The 20,316-nt window shown below is 42.4% G+C and carries 13 protein-coding genes and 1 other annotated feature; of the genes, 11 read left to right on the top strand and 2 right to left on the bottom strand.

Annotated features, from left to right (window positions below; all coding sequences use genetic code 11):
• The first annotated feature begins 5 nt into the window (after window positions 1-5).
• From ACIQXV_RS18450 to ACIQXV_RS18420, 7 genes are all read left to right on the top strand, one after another.
• Window positions 6-1,367, top strand: coding sequence for a putrescine aminotransferase (locus ACIQXV_RS18450; RefSeq protein ID WP_402960862.1), 1,362 nt, complete (start codon window positions 6-8; stop codon window positions 1,365-1,367).
• A 156-nt stretch (window positions 1,368-1,523) separates the two neighbouring features.
• Entirely contained in the window at window positions 1,524-2,894 is a 1,371-nt protein-coding gene (gabT, locus tag ACIQXV_RS18445) for a 4-aminobutyrate--2-oxoglutarate transaminase (RefSeq protein ID WP_402960860.1), read from the top strand.
• Between the two features lie 38 nt (window positions 2,895-2,932).
• Window positions 2,933-4,354, top strand: coding sequence for an NAD-dependent succinate-semialdehyde dehydrogenase (locus tag ACIQXV_RS18440; protein WP_402961145.1), 1,422 nt, complete (start codon window positions 2,933-2,935; stop codon window positions 4,352-4,354).
• 221 nt (window positions 4,355-4,575) lie between these two features.
• The gene (locus ACIQXV_RS18435; protein WP_402960858.1) at window positions 4,576-5,757 is read left to right on the top strand and encodes a CaiB/BaiF CoA transferase family protein; all 1,182 of its coding nucleotides are present in this window, start codon (window positions 4,576-4,578) and stop codon (window positions 5,755-5,757) included.
• 12 nt (window positions 5,758-5,769) lie between these two features.
• Window positions 5,770-6,978 (top strand): acyl-CoA dehydrogenase family protein, encoded by a 1,209-nt coding sequence (locus ACIQXV_RS18430; RefSeq protein WP_402960856.1) that lies wholly within the window; start codon window positions 5,770-5,772, stop codon window positions 6,976-6,978.
• A 123-nt stretch (window positions 6,979-7,101) separates the two neighbouring features.
• Window positions 7,102-7,419, top strand: coding sequence for a DUF3870 domain-containing protein (locus tag ACIQXV_RS18425; RefSeq protein ID WP_402960854.1), 318 nt, complete (start codon window positions 7,102-7,104; stop codon window positions 7,417-7,419).
• A gap of 155 nt (window positions 7,420-7,574) precedes the next feature.
• Complete coding sequence (locus ACIQXV_RS18420; protein ID WP_402960852.1) at window positions 7,575-8,699, top strand: HAD family hydrolase; 1,125 nt, start codon at window positions 7,575-7,577, stop codon at window positions 8,697-8,699.
• A gap of 66 nt (window positions 8,700-8,765) precedes the next feature.
• Here ACIQXV_RS18420 and serA read toward each other — a convergent pair whose 3' ends face one another.
• On the bottom strand, window positions 8,766-10,409 hold the full coding sequence (gene serA, locus ACIQXV_RS18415) for a phosphoglycerate dehydrogenase (RefSeq protein ID WP_402960850.1): 1,644 nt from the start codon (window positions 10,407-10,409) through the stop codon (window positions 8,766-8,768).
• A 172-nt stretch (window positions 10,410-10,581) separates the two neighbouring features.
• Window positions 10,582-10,794, bottom strand: a binding site (T-box leader).
• Window positions 10,795-11,084: 290 nt separating this feature from the next.
• Here serA and ACIQXV_RS18410 point away from each other — a divergent pair.
• The 3 genes from ACIQXV_RS18410 to thrB are packed head-to-tail and all read left to right on the top strand — an operon-like array spanning window position 11,085 to window position 14,352.
• On the top strand, window positions 11,085-12,380 hold the full coding sequence (locus ACIQXV_RS18410) for a homoserine dehydrogenase (RefSeq protein WP_402960848.1): 1,296 nt from the start codon (window positions 11,085-11,087) through the stop codon (window positions 12,378-12,380).
• Entirely contained in the window at window positions 12,377-13,438 is a 1,062-nt protein-coding gene (gene thrC / locus ACIQXV_RS18405) for a threonine synthase (protein ID WP_402960846.1), read from the top strand. The genes ACIQXV_RS18410 and thrC overlap by 4 nt, the downstream gene beginning before the upstream one ends.
• The gene (gene thrB, locus ACIQXV_RS18400) at window positions 13,435-14,352 is read left to right on the top strand and encodes a homoserine kinase (RefSeq protein WP_402960844.1); all 918 of its coding nucleotides are present in this window, start codon (window positions 13,435-13,437) and stop codon (window positions 14,350-14,352) included. The genes thrC and thrB overlap by 4 nt, the downstream gene beginning before the upstream one ends.
• Window positions 14,353-14,370: 18 nt before the next feature.
• On the opposite strand, the gene ACIQXV_RS18395 is transcribed toward thrB, so the two are convergent.
• Window positions 14,371-16,896: an EAL domain-containing protein gene (locus tag ACIQXV_RS18395; protein WP_402960842.1), complete on the bottom strand. Its 2,526-nt coding sequence runs from the start codon at window positions 16,894-16,896 to the stop codon at window positions 14,371-14,373.
• A gap of 175 nt (window positions 16,897-17,071) precedes the next feature.
• On the opposite strand from ACIQXV_RS18395, the gene ACIQXV_RS18390 reads away from it, so the two are divergent.
• Window positions 17,072-20,314 carry an AfsR/SARP family transcriptional regulator gene (locus tag ACIQXV_RS18390; protein WP_402960840.1) on the top strand — a complete coding sequence of 1,081 codons (3,243 nt, stop codon included), beginning with the start codon at window positions 17,072-17,074 and terminating at the stop codon, window positions 20,312-20,314.
• Window positions 20,315-20,316: the final 2 nt, after the last annotated feature.

Below are 20,316 nucleotides of genomic sequence, written 5' to 3'. Positions count from 1 at the left end.
AAATTATGAGTATCGATATAAATAATAAGCAAAATCTACAAGTAAGTGAATATATTAATAAGGTTCTAGATTTAATAGAAAAAGAGGAAATTAACGAGGCGGAAGCGGCCTGGATTACGAAGGAAACGGTGGATGGCTTCCGTGAGCACGTAAACCCAGGATTCCTGGAATACCGCAAAACAGTTACGGAAGGTGGTCAATTTGCGGCAGTCGAATGGTCGGATAATGGTTCATGTTTTAAGGATGTCAATGGCAAAGAGTATATCGACTGCCTTGGCGGATTCGGTATTTATAATGTTGGACACCGCAATCCGAAGGTGGTTAAAGCGGTAACCGACCAGTTAAAACGTCAGGCTCTTCATAGCCAAGACTTACTTGATCCTCTAAGGGCAATGCTGGCAAAAATTTTAGCAGATATTACACCTGGCGACTTGAAGTATGCCTTTTTTACAAACAGCGGAACGGAAAGTGTTGAGGCTGCTCTTAAACTGGCAAAAATGTACAGTGAGCGGACAACATTTATTTCGACAACTCGTGCATTCCATGGAAAAAGCTTAGGTTCCTTGTCCGGAACGGCGAAAGGAATGTTCCGTAAACCATTCCTGCCATTAATCCCAGGCTTCCGCCACGTGCCATTCGGCGATATCGACATGATGCGAAAAACGTTTGAGGTTTGCGCTGCTGTTGGCGAAGATGTAGCGGCTGTTATTTTAGAGCCGATTCAAGGTGAAGGGGGAATCATCCTTCCGCCAGAGGGGTATTTAAATCAAGTGCGCGAGCTTTGTGACCAATACGGAACCTTGTTAATTTTTGATGAAGTACAAACAGGTATGGGACGGACTGGAAAAATGTTCGCAGCTGAGTTGTATGATGTGGTTCCTGATATCATCTGTCTAGCGAAGGCGTTTGGCGGCGGAGTGATGCCTGCTGGGGCAATTGTCGCAAGAGAGGATGTATTCAAGAGCTGGTTCCCGAATCCATTTATGCACACGACTACTTTTGGCGGCAATCCACTGGCATGTGCCGCGGCGATTGCGACGATTGGTGTATTAATTGAAGAAAATTTACCTGAGAGAGCCGGAGAAGTTGGCGCGTATTTCCTAGAGGAATTGAAAAAGGCTTCAAAAGGTCATGAAGATAAGGTGCAGGAAATCCGCGGCCAAGGTTTGATGATTGGCATCGAGTTCCATCAGGATGAAATTGGCTATGAAGTGTCAAAAGGTATGTTTGACCGTGGGGTTCTTGTGGCAGGTACATTGATTAACTCGAAAACGATTCGAATTGAACCTGCGCTGACGATTGCTTATGATGAGATTGATAAAGTGGTCAGCACTTTTAAAGAAGTATTGGAGCATGTGAAAGCATAGATATATTAATAGGTTCTCAGTGATGGGGGCGCTTAGGGAGTCCAGGGTACCCATCGAGGACAAAAAACGCTACGCATGGTCACTGTGCATTGATACAGATCCAACGTAGCCAGGTTACTTATATAGAGCAATTATAAAAAAGGGGGGAGCACGGAATTGGAAAAGAAGTATGTTAAGCTCCAAACAGAGATACCCGGGCCAAAATCGAAAGAAATATTGGAGCGAAGAAAAAAATATGTCCCAAAAGGAATCAGCAATAATTGCCACTCCTTTGTAAAAAAAGCACAAGGAGCAATGGTTGAAGATGTGGACGGTAATCATTATCTTGATTTTGCTGGTGCTATTGGAACGCTAAACGTCGGCCATTCTCACCCAAGAGTGGTCAGGGCTCTGCAAGAACAAGCTAGTCAATTTATCCATACTGGCTTTAATGTAATGATGTATGAATCCTATATAACTTTGGCTGAGCGGCTTTGCGAGCTTGCTCCTGGTGACTTCGATAAACAGGCTGCTTTTTTTAACAGCGGTGCTGAAGCCGTAGAAAACGCCGTCAAGATTGCCAGGAAATACACGGGGCGCCAAGGGATTGTCTCTTTTACAAGGGGTTTCCACGGCAGAACGTTAATGACGATGACAATGACAAGCAAAGTGAAGCCGTATAAATTCGGCTTTGGGCCATTTGCTCCAGAGGTTTACAAGGCACCATATCCATATGTATACCGCCGCCCAGATGGAATGAGCGAGCAGCAATACAGCACGATGATCATCGAGCAATTCGAACAGTTTCTTCTTGCGGAAGTCGCCCCGGAAACGATCGCTGCAGTCGTAATGGAACCTGTCCAAGGGGAAGGCGGATTTATCGTGCCTGATGCCGCTTTTGTTAAACGGGTAAGAGAAATCTGCACGCAATATGGAATCCTATTCGTTGCGGATGAAATCCAAACGGGGTTTGCCCGGACTGGGAAGTATTTTGCGATTGATCATTTTGATGTTGTGCCTGATTTAATAACGATTTCAAAATCGATGGGGGCTGGTGTTCCAATCAGCGGTGTCATTGGCAGGGCGGAAATTATGAATACTGCTGAGGTGGGCGAAATCGGTGGAACCTACTCTGGAAGCCCGCTTGGATGCAGGGCCGCCTTGACAGTTTTAGATATCATCGAAAGTGAAAATCTTAATGATCGGGCCGAAAAGATAGGCGAACGGGTATTTGAAAAAATGCAGCTTCTCGCTGACCGTTTTGATGGAATTGGCGATGTGCGCGGCCTTGGGGCGATGTGCGCAATGGAAATCGTCAAGGACAGACAGTCTAAAACCCCTGATAAAGAAGCGGTTGGAAAAATTGTAAAAGCGGCAACTGAGCGTGGTCTCATGTTACTTAGCGCAGGGCTTTACAGCAATGTTATCCGCCTCCTTATGCCATTAACCATCACAGATGACCAGCTTGAAGAAGGATTACAAATTCTTGAGGAAGCAATGGAAGCAGTATATCTACAGGATCCGGCATTATCGGTTGGGGGGGAATAAAAATGGATGTCATCAAGCAAAATTATCAAATCTATCCAATGTATCTGAATGGCACCTGGGTTGGCAGTGATTATGAAGTTTTTACGGAAATCATCAATCCGGCGACAAAGGAAATAATTGCTGCTGTGCCAACGGGCGGTGCTTTTGAAGCAGAGCAGGCAGTCGATGCTGCCCATAAAGCCTTCAAAATCTGGTCGAAAAAGACAGCGGAAGAGCGCTATCACCTTTTGATGAAATGGTTCTATTTAATAGAAAAAAACAAGCATGAAATCGCTCGGATTATGACGATTGAGCAAGGAAAACCGCTAAAAGAAGCACTAGGAGAGGTCCAGTACGCAAATGGTTTTATCTCCTGGTATGCTGAAGAGGGTAAACGGGTGTATGGTGAAACGATTCCGGCTTCCCATCCTAATAAAAGGTTACTTGTTAGGAAAGAGCCTGTGGGTGTAATCGCAGCGATTACACCGTGGAATTTTCCGGCAGCAATGATTACGAGGAAAGTAGCACCTGCCCTTGCAGCCGGGTGTACGGCGGTAGTCAAACCGGCGAATCAAACGCCGCTAACAGCTTTAAAAATAGCTGAGCTTGCCCATGAGGCAGGAATTCCTGCGGGTGTACTAAACGTGATCACCGGAAGATCCTCCGAAATTGGCGAGGTATGGCTGAAGGACCCGCGCGTAACGAAAATTACGTTTACAGGTTCAACTGAGGTCGGAAAAACATTGATGCGCGGCGCTGCTGAAAATGTAAAAAAGGTATCGCTAGAACTTGGCGGTAATGCCCCGTTTATTGTCATGGATGATGCAAACTTAGCAAAGGCTGCAGTGGGACTTGTTCAATCGAAGTTCCGTAATGCCGGTCAAACCTGTATTTGCACGAATCGCGTTTATGTGCAAGAAAGTGTAGCTGACGAATTTATTAAGCTTTTTCAAGCGGAATTAGAAAAGCTAAAGGTTGGCAATGGGCTTGAAGAAGGAACAGACATTGGACCATTAATTGATAAAGCTGCATATAAAAAAGTTGATGGACTTGTCAAGGATGCGCTGAAAAAGGGTGGAAAGGTCACGTACAGCGGGCTTAAACCTGATGTAGACAACGGCTATTTCTATGCCCCGACCATTTTGACCGATATTCAGGACGATATGGAATGTATGAGAGATGAGATTTTCGGCCCGCTTGCGCCGATCTCAACCTTCAAAACGGAAGAAGAAGCCATTGAGCGGGCAAACAATTCCTGTTACGGCTTAGCTGCCTATGTCTATACGGAAAATTTAAGCCGCTCCTTCAGAATCACAGAGCAGCTTGAGTATGGAATCATTGGCCTGAATGATGCCCTGCCATCAGTCGTTCAGGCTCCATTCGGCGGATATAAAGAGAGCGGCCTTGGCCGTGAAGGCGGGCATTATGGGATTGAAGAGTTTTTAGAAGTGAAGTATATATCCATTGGGTTGGATATTTGAAAATTAGTATAAGAAAACTAAATCTAGCATATTTTGAAAAAGTAGCTGCCTAATTCGCTTCATCCTCCATCCAGAGGAGAAACCACGAATAAAAGCCAGTGAAACACTCAATGCCATTATTTGTCATTGTTTGTTTTTGCTGGCTTTTTTCAAATTACATCCCTTTCATACGGAGGATAAACCAAATTTTAATAGAAATCTTTATGGAAAGGAGAATCCCAATGACAGGTCCGCTCCATGGTATCAAAATAATCGATTTATCCCGTGTGTTGGCTGGTCCCTATTGCACGATGATTTTAGGCGATATGGGGGCAGAAGTGATTAAAATTGAAAGTGTCGATTCCGGGGATGAAACAAGGGGCTGGGGACCGCCGTTTGTGGAAGGAGAGAGCGCCTATTACCTATGTGCCAATCGAAATAAACAAGGGATCACCTTAAACTTGAAATCGCAGCAAGGCAAGGAAATTTTACGGAAGCTTATGATGGATGCGGATGTCGTCGTCCAAAATTTTAAGCCGGGAACACTCGAAAGGATAGGCTTCGGCTATCAGGAAATGAAAAAGGTCAATGAAGGAATTATTTTAGCATCTATTAGCGGATTTGGGTCTTCAGATGGGCCCTACTCCCATCTGCCGGGCTACGATTATATTATTCAAGCAATGTCGGGCTTAATGAGTATTACCGGTGAAAAAGAAGCACAGCCTGCAAAGGTCGGTGTAGCCATAGCAGACGTTCTCACTGGACTATTTACTTGCATCGGCATTTTAGGGGCGATACAGCATCGCAGCAGAACGGGGGAGGGACAGGAAGTAGATATCTCCTTATTTGACTCGCAGCTGGCTGCCTTAGTGAATGTTGCCAGCAATTATCTTTGTTCAGGAAAGGTTCCCGAACGGCTCGGTAATGCCCACCCAAATATTGTGCCATACCGGGTTTTTACCGCAAACGATGGTGATTTTATTATCGCAGTCGGTAATGACCGGCAATATCAAAAACTAGCAATCTTACTTGAAGAACCAGCCCTTTTAAAATACGAAAAAAATTCAGATCGGCTGCTCAATAAGGACGAACTTGAAAACATCATCGCGGCGAAAATAAAAATAAAATCAAGGGCTGAGTGGAAGCAATTGCTTGATGAAGCTGGAATCCCTAATGGGCCGATTAATAATGTGAAAGAGGCCCTAGAATCGGAACAGGCGAGCGCAAGGGAAATGGTCGTTAGTGTAAAGCATCCCGTCATCCAGGATTTAAGGCTTGTCGGTTCACCACTAAAATTTTCAAAATCACCGGTTACCATCGATAAACACCCGCCGATGCACGGGGAACACACTGAGGAAGTTTTAATGAAGCTTGGTTATTCGAAACAGGAAATTGCTCAAATGAAGCAACAAGAAATGATTTGAGGGGGAAGTAAGATGAATTTTTCATTAACAGAAGAACAAAAGAGTGTAAGAAAGGTAGTCAGAGCCTTCGTTGATCGTGAAATTATTCCTTATATTAAGGAGTGGGATGAAAAAGGTCATTTTGCAACAAATATCCTGAAACGCTTAGCCGATCTGGAGCTCATGGGCGTATGTATCCCGGAGGAGTATGGCGGCGTTGGCATGGATTACAATACCCTTGCGATTGTTTGCGAGGAGCTTGAACGCGGGGATACCGCCTTCAGGACCGCTGTTTCTGTTCATACAGGTTTAAACAGTATGACTCTTTTACAATGGGGGACAGAGGAGCAGAAACACAAATACCTTGTTCCACAGGCAAAGGGTGAAAAGGTGGGCGCCTTTGGACTAACGGAACCGAATGCCGGCTCAGATGTAGCGGCAATGGAAACAACTGCTGTTAAGGATGGAGATTACTATATTTTAAATGGATCAAAAACCTGGATTTCCCTTTGTGATGTGGCCGATCATTTCTTGATTTTTGCCAAAACAGATCCGAAAGCAGGTCACCACGGTATTTCCTGCTTCATTGTCGAACGAACATGCGAAGGATTTTCTTCAAAGGCGATAAAAGGAAAGCTCGGCATCCGCGCCGGAAATACGGGAGAAGTATTTTTAGACAATGTAAAAGTGCCGGCTGAGAACTTGTTAGGATATGAAGGAGAGGGCTTTAAGATTGCGATGTCTGCCCTTGACAATGGCCGTTTTACCGTAGCAGCAGGCGCCTGCGGCACAATTATGGCCTCGCTTGAAGCAAGTGTCAAATACTGTGAAGAACGAAAAACATTTGGCAAGGAGATCGGCAGGCACCAGCTCGTTCAGCAAATGATTGCGAAAATGTCAGCAAACCTTGAGATTTCGCGCTTACTTGTTTTTAAAGCCGGCTGGTTAAAAAATAACGGCAAACGCAACACGCAGGAAACATCCTTGGCAAAATGGATTTCCTGTGATGCCGCCTATGAGGCAGCCAACGATGCCGTCCAAATTCACGGGGCCTACGGCTTCTCAAATGAATTCCCGGTCGAGCGTTATTTACGAAATGCCAAGGCCCCTGTCATTTATGAAGGCACAAGAGAAATTCATACCATAATGCAAGGGGAATATGCACTCGGGCTTAGAGAGGATAAACCGTTGCGAAAAATGCTTCCGGCATGGCCGTTTGAAGAAAGCTCTATTAAATGCTGATACAGGTGTGATATGAACAAATATTGGAACGATATGGACAAACTTTATTGATTTATGAACAAATTCTGAGAGATATGAACAAATTTCAGGTGAAAATAAACAATTTTAAAGCGAGGAAATTACATGACGAACATTAAAACTTATTTCCTTGCAGGTCACTCACGTCTGCCTCAGGGAATGGCGGCCCAAAGTGTTTTTGATTCACTTACGATAACGGTTGAGGTGGATAAAAAATACGGTGTCATCATTGAATCCTCTTGTACGCTGGCAACCGACCACGGAAAGGCATACGTCAAGCAAATTTTAAAAGGGCACAGCCTGCAGGACGGGATTGATGATATTTTAGAGGATTTAAGAGAAGGCTACCGTGGAAAAGCGGTAAATGCCCTAATTGCCGCTGTAAAGGATTTATATGGGCAGTATGTAAATCACGAGAACTAAAAAACATGCCGTGTTGCTGGTGAAAATTCCAGCGCACGGCTTTTTAATATTTATTTAAAATAGGTAAAATTGTATTAATTAAATTTACTTCAATTAGGTTGTCTCACTGTGGTACGATAAAGTATAAAAGCAGACTTGGAAAGTGGGGAAGGACATTGATTAAAACCATTTTGTTTGACGTTGATGGAGTTTTATTGAGTGAAGAGCATTATTTTGATGCATCTGCCTTAACGGTTTGGGAGATGCTGATTAGCTGCAATTACTTAGCACTGGCACCTGAAAAATTTAAAACGGACTATAGTGAAGCTGAAATGAAAACAATAAGAGAAAAAGTTTTTGAAAACGATCAAGTCCTTAAATTTATGAAATCTCGCGGCCTAAACGCTAACTGGGACATGATCCATCTATCATTCAGCCACCAACTCATCCATCTGTTGTCACAAATCAAAGAAAATGAAATTGAAAAAATTACCAAATGGTGTCAGGCACCAATTAATCGTGAAACATTGCTTGAGATGGGCAGGGTGTTAAGTAATTATCATGTGGAATTGGATTTTAGCTTGTTTTTAGAGGATTTTGCGCGGTCGGAGGCAATGAAGCAGGAATTGCTGAGTTATTTGAATGTCCTTGCGAAGGAGAAGCTTGGGGTAGAAACATCTATTTTTGAAAAAGGTGAGCTTTGGTCCATTTGTGAGCATGTTTCACAGGAATGGTATGTGGGCGATGAACATGTCCTTGCTTCTACCGGGAGTCCATCTGTACAAACCGGCAAACAAGGCTTCCTGGCAAACGAAACAACATTAGCCCCTAGGGATAAAATTGCTGATCTGTTTCAATTTCTAAAAAGTGCCGGATTTATGATTGGAATCGGAACAGGCCGTCCGGCTTTAGAAACAATTCAGCCCTTTCAGCATTTAGATTGGTTAAAGTATTTTGATGAAAAGCGGATTGTGACGGCTGATGAGGTGTTAGCAGCGGAAAAGGAGCTTCCAGAATGGAAATCCTTATCCAAGCCACATCCATATACATACGTAATGGGCCTTAAAAGTAAGGGGACATCTGTACAGGAATGTTTAAATACGGTGCTGCCAATCGAAACTGGTGAAGAGGTGCTTGTGGTCGGAGATTCTTTGGCAGACCTTTTAGCAGCAAGACAACTAGGCTGTCAGTTTGCCGCTGTATTAACCGGCCTTTCTGGAAAAGATGCACGAAATGAATTTGAACAGTATGAAGCAGATTATATCCTTGATTCCGTTTTAGATCTTAAGGGTATTTTATAAAACAAGGAAAGAGGGCTTCGCAGACAACCGCACAAGCCCTCTTTCCTTGAACACAACACAACTAAACTAAATACTCTCCACCTTCTCAGGCTCTATGCGCCCCGGTACGAATGAATCAATATTCGTCAGCTCCAGCAATTGCGCTTCATCTAAACCTTCGATTAAGGTTAGCTCACGAATGACCTCCGCGCCTAAGGCTTTATCAAGTGTTAACACCATGATTGCTTCCCCGCCGACCTCGGTCCGACCAACCTGCATCGTTCCAATGTTGATCTGATAGTCACCAAGCAGAGAGCCAACCCTGCCAATCATACCTGGTACGTCACGGTGCTTAATATATAAAAGGAATTTTTCCGGTTTCACATCAATGCGGTATTGGTTTATTTTTAAAATTCGCGCACCGTAACCGTTTAGGACTGTTGCACCAATTCGTGCAGTTTCTTGCCCGTTGGAGACAGTCAGCTCCATATAATTCGCAAATCCTTTATTGGTAGCATTTTTCACCACATTATAGGAAACACCCTGCTCCTTCAAAAGATGAAGGGCATTAATCAGATTGACAGAATCACTTAAATGATAGGATAGGATGCCTTTTAAGAGAGTACGAGTCAGTAATTCCGTATCCTCATCAATTAAATCGCCATAATAATTGATTTCGATTTTAGCAGGAGCCTGCTTGTTTAATAATTGGATCACAAGCTGCCCCATTTGATCGCCTAGGAGTAAATATGGCTGCAGCTTTGCCTGTGTTTCTCCAGACATTTGCGGCATATTAACCGCGTTCTGGATTGACTGCGTTTCAAATATCTCAATAATTTCGGCACTCACTTCTTGTGCAACTTTTTCCTGTGCTTCTACAGTGGAGGCACCGAGATGCGGCGTCACAATGATATTTGGATTTTGCAGCAATTCTACATCTGCAACCGGTTCTTTTTCAAACACATCAAGGGCAGCGCCTGCCACATGACCAGCCTTGATCGCTCTAACCAAAGCACGCTCGTCAATTACACCGCCGCGGGCACAGTTAACAATGCGGACACCTTTTTTTGTTTTGCTTAAGTAGTCATCATTTATGAGTCCACGGGTATCATTAGTCAGCGGGGTATGAACCGTAATGAAATCGGATTCCTGGGCAATTAAATCCAGACTTGCCTTCGTCATTCCTAATTTCTTTGCCCGCTCTTCAGTTAGATAGGGGTCAAACCCTAGTATGTTCATGCCAAAGCTTTTCGCCCTTTTCGCTACTTCCGTTCCAATCTTACCCATACCGATAACGCCAAGCGTTTTTTTGTACAATTCCACCCCTTTAAAGGAGTTGCGATCCCATTCGCCAGCAGAAGTTTTTTGATGTGCCTGTGGAATTTTCCTCGCTAGTGACAGCATCATTGCTAAAGTATGCTCTGTTGCGGCAATCGTATTGGCGCCTGGCGCGTTAATGACGATGATTCCTTTTCTTGTTGCTGCATTGACATCAATATTATCAACTCCGACACCTGCTCGGGCAATGACCCGAAGCCGGTCTGCAGCCAAAAGCAGTTCTTCGGTTACCTTTGTTTGACTTCTCACAATTAAGGCATCGTAATCACCAATAATCTTTTTTAACTCCTCTGTTGGCAGTGTCGGCTGCCTCTCAACAATAAAATGGGGATGTTCAATAAGCGTAACTAAACCTGTGCTGCTAATTCCATCGGTTACAAGTACTTTATACATGCTCCATCTAACCTCCTCAGCTCTTTTAAAAGCGATCCAATTCTAAATTCCAATGCTTCCTAAATACGTTTATGTCATCAAATGTGGTGTAATACCCAATGTCTCAGTTTCGGAAATTTCTCCTTTCTTCTAAAATAGAAAACGCCCCTCATAACAGACTAATGGTCATGTTATAAGGGACGTGAATGAACGTGGTGCCACCCTCTTTTGCTGCCGGAAAAATAAAAGCAGCCTCTACATGTTAACGGTTTTTACCGGGCATACCTACTGAAAGTTTCAGCTGCCAGTTCAGAAGGGCTGGGCATTATAAGAAATTGCACCGGTTCACAGCACCCACCGGCTCTCTGAGGCTTTTTCTTACTGCCGTCTTCATCAACACTTTTTTCAACAGTATAATAAATCTCATTTGCTCGAAATTTCAAAAAATAGTAGAATATAGGGACTATTCTACAACCATACCTTCACGATTGTAAAGGGATAAAGTAGAAAATATTTATCTTTTTATTCAGAGAAATTTTAGCTCATAAAAGCAATCCTTTTATGGCGCGGTAGTAAGCGGTTTCACTACTAAAACAGTGAAATAAATCTATTGTAAAAAAATAAAGAGAATCATATAATGTCTACAAGGGAAAAACAATTGTGTGCCGTGGGTGGACATTCACAGGAGGGGAATTCATGAAAGCAATCTCGATTGGGTTATTAGGTTTAGGCACTGTAGGTACAGGTGTTGTAAAAATTATTGAAAATCATCAAGATAAATTAATCCACCAAGTGGGGTGTCCGGTTGTCATCAAAAAGATCCTGGTTCAGGACTTACATAAAAGCAGACCGGTTGAAATAGATTCAAAGTTATTAACATCCAGCCCGGATGATATCCTTTTTGACAAGGAAATTGATGTCGTTATTGAGGTAATGGGCGGGGTAAATGATACAAAGGACTATTTGATTACTGCACTCCGTCAAGGTAAGCATGTAGTAACAGCCAATAAAGATTTGATGGCTCTCCATGGATCAGAGTTGTTAACGGTTGCCTCAGAACATGGCTGCGACTTGTTTTATGAAGCAAGTGTGGCTGGTGGTATTCCCATTTTAAGAGGCCTTGTCGATGGCCTTGCTTCAGACCGGATTACACAAATGATGGGAATCGTAAATGGAACAACTAATTATATTTTAACCAAAATGAGTGATGAAGGTCGATCATATGAAGAGGTCCTTAAAGAAGCCCAGGCGCTTGGCTTTGCAGAAGCCGATCCAACCGCAGATGTTGAAGGGCTCGATGCAGCCCGAAAAATGACCATTCTCGCTACATTAGGCTTCTCGATGCATATCGATTTGGACGATGTGAAGGTGAGCGGTATTTCCAGTATTACCGAAGAAGACTTACGCTATGGCAAACAATTAGGCTATACGATGAAATTAATCGGCTATGCCCATCGTGAGGGAGAAAAAGTAGAGGTAAGTGTCGCGCCTACGTTCCTATCAAACAATCATCCGCTTGCCTCCGTGCAAAATGAGTATAATGCAGTTTACGTTTATGGTGAGGCTGTTGGGGAAACGATGTTTTATGGCCCTGGTGCAGGAAGCTTGCCGACAGCAACTGCCGTCGTTTCAGACCTTGTTGGTGTCATTAAAAACTTGAGGCTTGGCGTAAATGGCCGAAGTGCTGTTACACCGCAATACCCTAAGCGGTTAAAGGATAATGAAGAAAAGTACTCCAAATACTTCTTGCGCATTCATGTTCAAGATGAAGTTGGCGTATTTGCTGATATTACAGCCATTTTTGCCAAATACGGGGTAAGTTTTGAAAAAATACTGCAGCTGCCAATCAAGAAAAATGAGACATCAGAAATTGTGTTAGTTACCCACAAAGCTTCAGAAACCAATTATGATAAAATTTTACTAGAATTATACGATTTAAGTGCAGTTAAAGAAGTAAAAAGTGCATATAGAGTGGTGAGGAAATCATTATGAGATGGCCGGGATTATTAGAAGCATATAAAGAATTTTTACCCATCAATCAAGAAACGCCAAAACTTACATTAAATGAGGGGAATACCCCGTTAATAAAGCTTGAAAGACTCTCTCAGGAATGGGGCGTTGAGCTTTATGTCAAAGTGGAAGGGGCCAACCCAACAGGATCTTTCAAAGATAGAGGTATGGTCATGGCGGTTGCGAAGGCAGTAGAGGAAGGCAGTAAAACAGTCATCTGCGCATCAACAGGAAATACATCTGCAGCCGCTGCGGCATATGCGGCACGGGCAGGTATTAATTGTATCGTCGTCATTCCAGAAGGAAAAATTGCGCTGGGCAAACTTGCTCAAGCGATGATGTACGGGGCAGAAATTATCTCGATTGAAGGGAATTTTGATCAAGCGTTGCAGATGGTTCGCAACATCAGCGAAGTAGAGCCAATCACACTTGTCAATTCTGTCAACCCTTTCCGCCTTGAAGGGCAAAAAACAGCGGCCTTTGAGGTGTGTGATCAGCTTGGGAATGCACCTGAGATTTTAGCGATTCCAGTTGGGAATGCCGGTAATATCAGTGCCTATTGGAAAGGGTTTAAAGAATATAACGAGAAGAAAGAGACAGGACTGCCAAGAATGTTTGGCTTTGAAGCTGCAGGTGCTGCCGCACTTGTCCATAATCGTGTATTTGAAAATCCGGAAACCATTGCAACGGCGATTCGGATTGGAAACCCGGCAAGCTGGGATTTGGCTGTTAATGCCGTAGAGGAATCACATGGTCAATTTGATGAAGTTAGCGATGAGGAAATCGTTGCCGCTTATAAAAAATTAGCTGCATCAGAAGGCGTATTTGCCGAACCTGCTTCTTGCGCATCGATTGCCGGTGTTTATAAGAGTATTCAAAATGGAAAAATTGCCAAAGGCACGAAAATTGTTGCTGTCCTAACAGGAAATGGTTTAAAGGACCCTGATACAGCCATCCACAGCAGCCTTGTTACGCCGACCCAATTACCAAACGATGAAAAAGCTGTAGCCGAACATATTCGGGGAGTTGTCCGCGGATGACCTTACATGACCGCTTTTTGATTAAAGTACCTGCGAGTACTGCTAATCTTGGGCCAGGATTTGATTCGATTGGACTTGCCCTAAATTTGTATTTAACATTAGAAATCGAGAAACATGATCAGTGGGAATGCTATTCTTCATGCGAGGAATTGAAGGATCTTCCAACAGATGAGAGTCATTTTATCTGCCAAGTTGCCATTAAAACGGCTGCACAATATGGAATTGAATTACCCCCTTGTAAAATCAAGGTCATTAGTGATATTCCCTTAGCAAGAGGTCTTGGTTCAAGTGCTGCAGCCATTGTAGCAGGGATTGAGCTTGCAGATGCGGTTGGCCGCTTACAATTAACAAGAGACGAAAAGCTTCTGCTTGCAACAAAGTTGGAAGGACATCCGGATAATGTTGGCGCCTCCCTTTATGGAGGACTTGTTGTCGGGTGTTACCAGCAAAATGAGGTAGATATGCTGTCATTCACCAACCTTCCTTTTGAAACGGTTGTAGTCATACCGAAAGAAATCTTATTGACGAAGGAATCGCGTGATGTTCTGCCGGATGCCTATTCACGAAAAAAGGCCATCCAGGCTTCTTCAACAGCTAATCTTCTGATCGCGGCCCTTTTAAATCAAAATTGGTCTCTGGCAGGAAAAATGATGGAACAAGACTGCTTTCACCAGCCGTATCGAGAACCACTCATTCATTCTTATAATGATATTGAAACATTCGCGAAAAGGAATGGAGCATTCGGCGTGGCATTAAGTGGAGCGGGGCCTACCGTGATTTGCTTTAGTGAAAAAGGAAAAGTCCAGAATTTAAAGCAGGCATTGGATATGGAGTTTCCTGACATGACCGTGAAACAGCTTTCTATCGACTATTCAGGAAGTAGTGTAAATGAGGTAAAGGAATTGGCAAAATAGGGCAGCAAAATCGCTGCCCTATTTTTTAAATATATACTCCTCAAAATCTTCCTTGCTTAACGGATTACTAAACAAATACCCCTGCATTTCTACACAGTTCTTCGAAAGCAAAAACTCCTTTTGATACTCTTTTTCGACGCCTTCTGCAATGACATTGAGATGAAGGCTTCTGGCGAGATTAATAATCGCTTCCGGAATCTCAGAATTTCCATAATCCTGATCAATATTTTGGATGAATGACTTATCTATTTTCAATGTGTTAATAGGTAAATCCTTTAAATAGCTTAATGAAGAGTATCCTGTGCCAAAATCATCAATGGAAACGGCAATCCCCATTTTTTGTAAGGATTCGAGTGATTGGACGATTTCTGTTGAATTATTTAAGAGAATACTTTCTGTAATTTCTATTTCAAAATTCTCCGGGGGCAATTGACTTGCAGAAAGAATCTCTTTGACCCGATGAACCATGCTACATGGTTCTTGAAATTGGCGGGCGGAGAAATTAACCGAAATGGATAATGGAAGGGAGCGGGCAGCGTTCCATTTGCTAACCTGTTGACAAGCTGACTTCATGACTAGTTCCCATAAAGGCTGAATTAACCCCGTATCTTCTGCAATCGGTATGAAAAGCTCCGGTGAGACAACTCCAAATTCTTCATCTGTCCATCTTACTAGTGCTTCTGCTCCAAAAATAATGCCTGACTTCACATTGATTTTCGGTTGATAGAAAACGTCAATTTTCTCATTTTCAATCGCTTTTCTTAAATGGGCTTCTAAACGAGGCCTCTCAATGTTCGATTGATTTAATTTATTGGAATAAACGGTTACTCGATTGCCTCCGGCTTTTTTAGCAGAATACATGGCCAAGTCTGAATATATGATGAGCGTGTCTGCATTTTTTGTATGGTCCGGATACATACTTATGCCGCAGCAAGCGCTGAGATAAATTTCTTGTCCATTTAATGAGTATGGTTTTTTTAGATTATTGACGATTCTTTCCGCTGTAGTCGTTGTGTCATGAAGAGTAAGATTCTGGAGTAAAATAATAAATTCGTCTCCGCCTTGCCTTGTAATGATTGTATGGTCATCAACAGGAAAACACTCCTTAATCCTATGGGCGACAATTTTTAGGATTTCATCCCCTTTGTTATGTCCAAAAGAATCGTTCACCTGTTTAAAGCGATCCAAATCAATGAATAAGACAGACACTGTTTCACCCGTTTCATTTGCATGGGCGATGATTGGGTTTAATTTTTCCTGAAAAAACCGTCTGTTTAACAAACCTGTTAATGGGTCATGGTAGGCCTGGTATTCAATCAGTTCTTTACTCTGATTTAAATCCTCAACATAGCTATGCAGTCGATTCGACATCGCATTAACGTTTTCAGCCAGCATGCCAAATTCGTCTTTTCGTTTTAACTTCAAGTTTTTACCGAAATTTCCCTGGGCAATTTCATTAACCTGCTCAACGATATAGCCAATTGGCTGGGTAATGGATCTTGAAAAAATAAAGCTTACAATTAGGACGATAATCATAATCGCTATCGAGAGTAAAATATGTACTTTTAACTCATGGACAAGTTCTGCTTGAATAAGTCCATAATCATAAACAAGTCCAATAACGAAAGGCTGGTCATTTTTTGAAAAGACAGGTACGAATGTTTTCATAATCATTTTGCAATTAAGCGAGTCTCGATAAGTTTGTATGTTTTTCGTTTTGATGGCCTTTTTGATCTGTCTCGCATCTGTTGCGATGTTTTGATAAGTGTACTTTCCATACCAAATAGGCTGGGCCGAAATTCGAATATATTTATTTCCGTTTAAATGGACAACTTCCTTCTTTTTTCCAAAGTTTTTCGGATTAAATACGGTTAACTCCAAAATCCCTTCTTCTTTCGTAAAGTCTTGGATTATTTTCCATGGGCCAAATCGTTTTTCGTAGTCTGTTATTTTATCGCGAAAATACGGATTGATCATATAATTCGTTGAACCATCATAATAGTAGCCCCATTTATCAATATGATTGGGATTGGATGAAGCGACTTCAATCGGGCCGGACCAATAATGTGGCAAAGTGATTCCTTTTCCGACAGAAACGGGTTGTAAGGAAAAAAGCTGATTATAGGCTTCATACCAGTACCCCCAGCCTTTCGTGGACATGCCTATTTCCTGAGAGTCAGAGGATTTTACCCCGATGATGTCATCGCTTGTTTTTGCCAATAAGGTAATATGAGAGACACCGGTTTCTTTTGCCAAAGCTTTCAGCTGCTCGATGGTAATATCCTGATAGCGAGCCGGAAGTGCATGTTTTATTACCAATGATGCCGTTCGTAAATCCCTGCCAAGAATGTCTTCTACATACAAGCTGCTATTTTTCGTATTTTTTACTTGGAAAGAAACCTCCTTAGCAATCATTTTGATCACTATTTCGTTATACTTGAGCAGTTGGTTTTTTGACCGAATATAATGGAAGGCGTTATTCGTAAATAAAATAAGAAAAACCAATAGGCAAAAAATGAGCGGAATTTTCCTTTTGATTGACAATGAGGCAACACTCCAATTAATTTCACTTTGTATACTTAGTTTTATCAGAGTATATCTTTAAGTTGCTTGGAAAATTCCGCCAGCAAGTATTAGTTTGTTTTTCACCCTCGAGCACATAACGCCTCTGATATGGTAAAATAGTGTAAATATTATGAAAATAGGAAAGGGGGGAACCATGAATATGAAACAGCCGATTATTCAATCAAAACTCCGGATTCCGGTTGTGAAGGATGAATTTATCAGAAGGGCAAAGCTCACAAGGAAAATGAAGAAGATTCCTGACTATCCGTTGTCCATTATTCATTCTGGGGCTGGTTTTGGAAAAAGTACGGCACTTGCTTTATTTATGAGGGACGAAAAAATTCCAGGCTGCTGGTACTCTCTTTCCTCGATGGATGATGACATCCTTCCCTTCCTTTCCTATATCATTCATGCCATTCGCCGGGTTATACCTGAATTTGGAACAGAATTAGCTGCTTATATAGCGACAATGGACCGCTATATCCGTGATGAGGAGCTGAATGTATTATGTTCTTTTTTTATAAATGAAATCCTTGCAGCCGACTCGCAGATTACATTGATTTTGGATGACTTTCATCATATTGAGCATTCCTATACGATAAATAGCTGGATGGAAAAATTGCTTGAACACATCCCTGCTAATTTACATATGGTCATTTCAAGCCGAAGCCGCCCAGGGTGGAAGCATCTGACGAAAATGAAAGCCTGCGGGCAATTATTAGAAATTACGAGAGAAGATTTGGTCCTTACCCTAGATGAAATGGAGCTGCTTTTAACTGATCTTTATGGTTTAGAAATTGAACCCCATCATTTACAAACGATCTACAAGATGACAGAGGGCTGGGTCATCGCCTTATGCATGATCGCACAGCAGATTCCATTAAAAAAGGATATTTCTGAGCTTTTTGAGCATTCCTCACACTCCCTGCAAGACTTTTTTCAGTATTTAGTGATGGAAGTTTTTTCGAAACAACCGCCCATCATTCAGCAGTTCCTTGAGCAAACGTCGATTTTTGAAGAGATAGAAGAAGAAATATGTGAGGAAGTCATTGGGCTAAACGGGGCCTCCACGATGCTTGAGCAATTGAAAGACCGGAATTTATTTATTCAAAAGGTTGGTTTAACGCATTATCGGTATCACGCCCTGTTTAAAGAGTTTTTGGAAAAAACGTTTCAAAAAAATAATCCAAGTACATACGCTATACTCCACGAAAGATGTGCCCGTTTTTATGAAAAAAGACAATTATGGGAGGAAGCACTGTATCATTATAAAAAAATTCGCCACCACAAAGCGATCGCCTCCATCCTTCAAGAGAATGGTTTAAAGATGCTTGAAAGCGGAAAATTAGAAAGTCTAAATGAGCAATTGACGATTCTTCTTGAAGCGGATATGGAACAGTATTACTTTCTTTGGTATCTAAAAGCAGAGATTCAGCGTTACCATTCGCAATACCAAGAGGCCGAGGATTGTTATGAAAAGGCCTTTATCGGTGCGGAGAAAAAGCAAGATGATCTTGGAATGAGTATGGCGCTAGAAGGGAAAGCAAAGATTTATTTAGATACGATTCAACCGCATCTGGCCGAACGGCTTTTATATGAAGCCATTGTCTACAGGGAAAAATGTAGGAGTTCGGATGAAGAAAGGGGTAAGCTCTATCAATTGCTATCTGAGAATCTGTTGAACTCAGGGAAAGCATCGGAGGCGGAGAAGTGGATTCAAAAATCGAAGGCAGCAAATTTTGATGGAAATTTAGAAGCAAGATTGTATTTGCGAACCGGCCGATTTGAGGAAGCGAGGAAAATCCTTTACAAAGATGTGGTGAATGGGACAATCGCTGCCTCGTTGCCGAAGGCCCATCGTGAAACCGATTTATTACTTGCCTTAATCGAAGCCTTCACTGGCGAGGGAATAAAGGCGAAGGAGCTTGCCCAGCGAGGAATTCAACAAGGAATAAGTGTTAAAGCTCCGTTCGTCGAGGCCTGCGGCTGGATCCGCATGGGCCATGCCGTGCAAATTTTGAATAAATATGATTCCCATTTAGCCGAAAACTGCTACCAAACGGCGTTAGAAATCATGGACCAGCTGGGTGTCGACAGAGGGAAGGCTGAGCCGTTAATGGGACTTTGTATTTTATACGGGACAAGGGGAGAACTGGAACGGGCATTGGAGGTAGGAAAAAAGGCACTCCAAGAAACAGAAAAGGTGCATGATGTTTGGCTGTCTGCCCTAATCACTCTTTGCATGGGGATTACCTGTATTTATAATGAACGGCTGGCAAAGGCGCTTGTATATTTAGAAAAAACGGATTCCCTCTTCCAACAGTGCGAAGACTCCTTTGGACAAATGCTCAGCAAGTTTTGGCTGTCGAATCTTTTTTATCTTGAGAAAAAGGAAGATTTATTTAAGCAAACAATGGATGAATTTTTAACTCTCGTGGAAATTCATGACTTTGAATTCTTTTTTTATAACAGATCAGTATTCGGCCCACGGGATTTGCAAGCGTTTGTGCCATTGTTAATTGAGTGTATGAAAGAGGAAATTCAGAAGCCATTTGTCATGAAAACTTTGCAGGATCTGGGGATTAACACATTTGATTCCCATCCCGGGTATTCGATTCGCGTTCAAACCCTCGGCCAATTCCGGCTTTGGCTTGGTGAGAAAGAGGCAGGGGAAAAGGAGTGGCAAAGGGAAAAAGCGAAGGAATTGTTTCAGTTATTGATTACCGTGAATGAGCCGATATCCAAAGATGAAATCATCCAAATTCTTTGGCCGTACCAAGACAAAAAGAATGCTGACCGCGATTTCAAGGTTGCCCTAAATAGTCTTCAGCATGTATTAGAACCGATGCGGAAAGCAAGAGCAGCACCTTTCTTCATTATTCGCGAAGGAATGTTTTATGGGTTAAATCCAAATGCTGTGATAGAAGTGGACATAACCCATTTTCAGACGTTGATTCAAGACGGCTTAAATGAAAAAGAAGATGGTGAAAAGGTTATTTATTTCCTTGAGAGGGGATTGACGCTTTATCAAGGAGATTATTTGCCTGACCGCCGTTATGATGATTGGTGTATTAGTAAAAGAGAGAGTCTGCTCGTTTATTTTCTACGTGGTGCCGAAAAAATGGCACAGCTAATGGTTCGCCGTGAAAACTACGACACGGCTATTTACTGGTGCGAAAAAATTCTCGAACGGGACCGCACATGGGAAGAGGCATATCGCTTATTAATGTATTGTTATTATCGAAAAAACAACCGCCCCCAGGCGATGAAGTGGTATCAAAAATGCACGGCGGTATTAGAGGAAGAACTGGGTGTAACCCCTTTAGAGCCGACAAGGCATATGTACGAGATGATCATTGAATCAGAAAGCTATATTAATCCAATTGAGCAGCCTTAGTT

This window comes from Neobacillus sp. NPDC097160 (assembly GCF_044762155.1).
Classification (GTDB): domain Bacteria; phylum Bacillota; class Bacilli; order Bacillales; family Cytobacillaceae; genus Neobacillus.
Note: the sequence above shows the minus strand (reverse complement) of the source record. Positions and strands in the feature narration are given on the sequence as shown.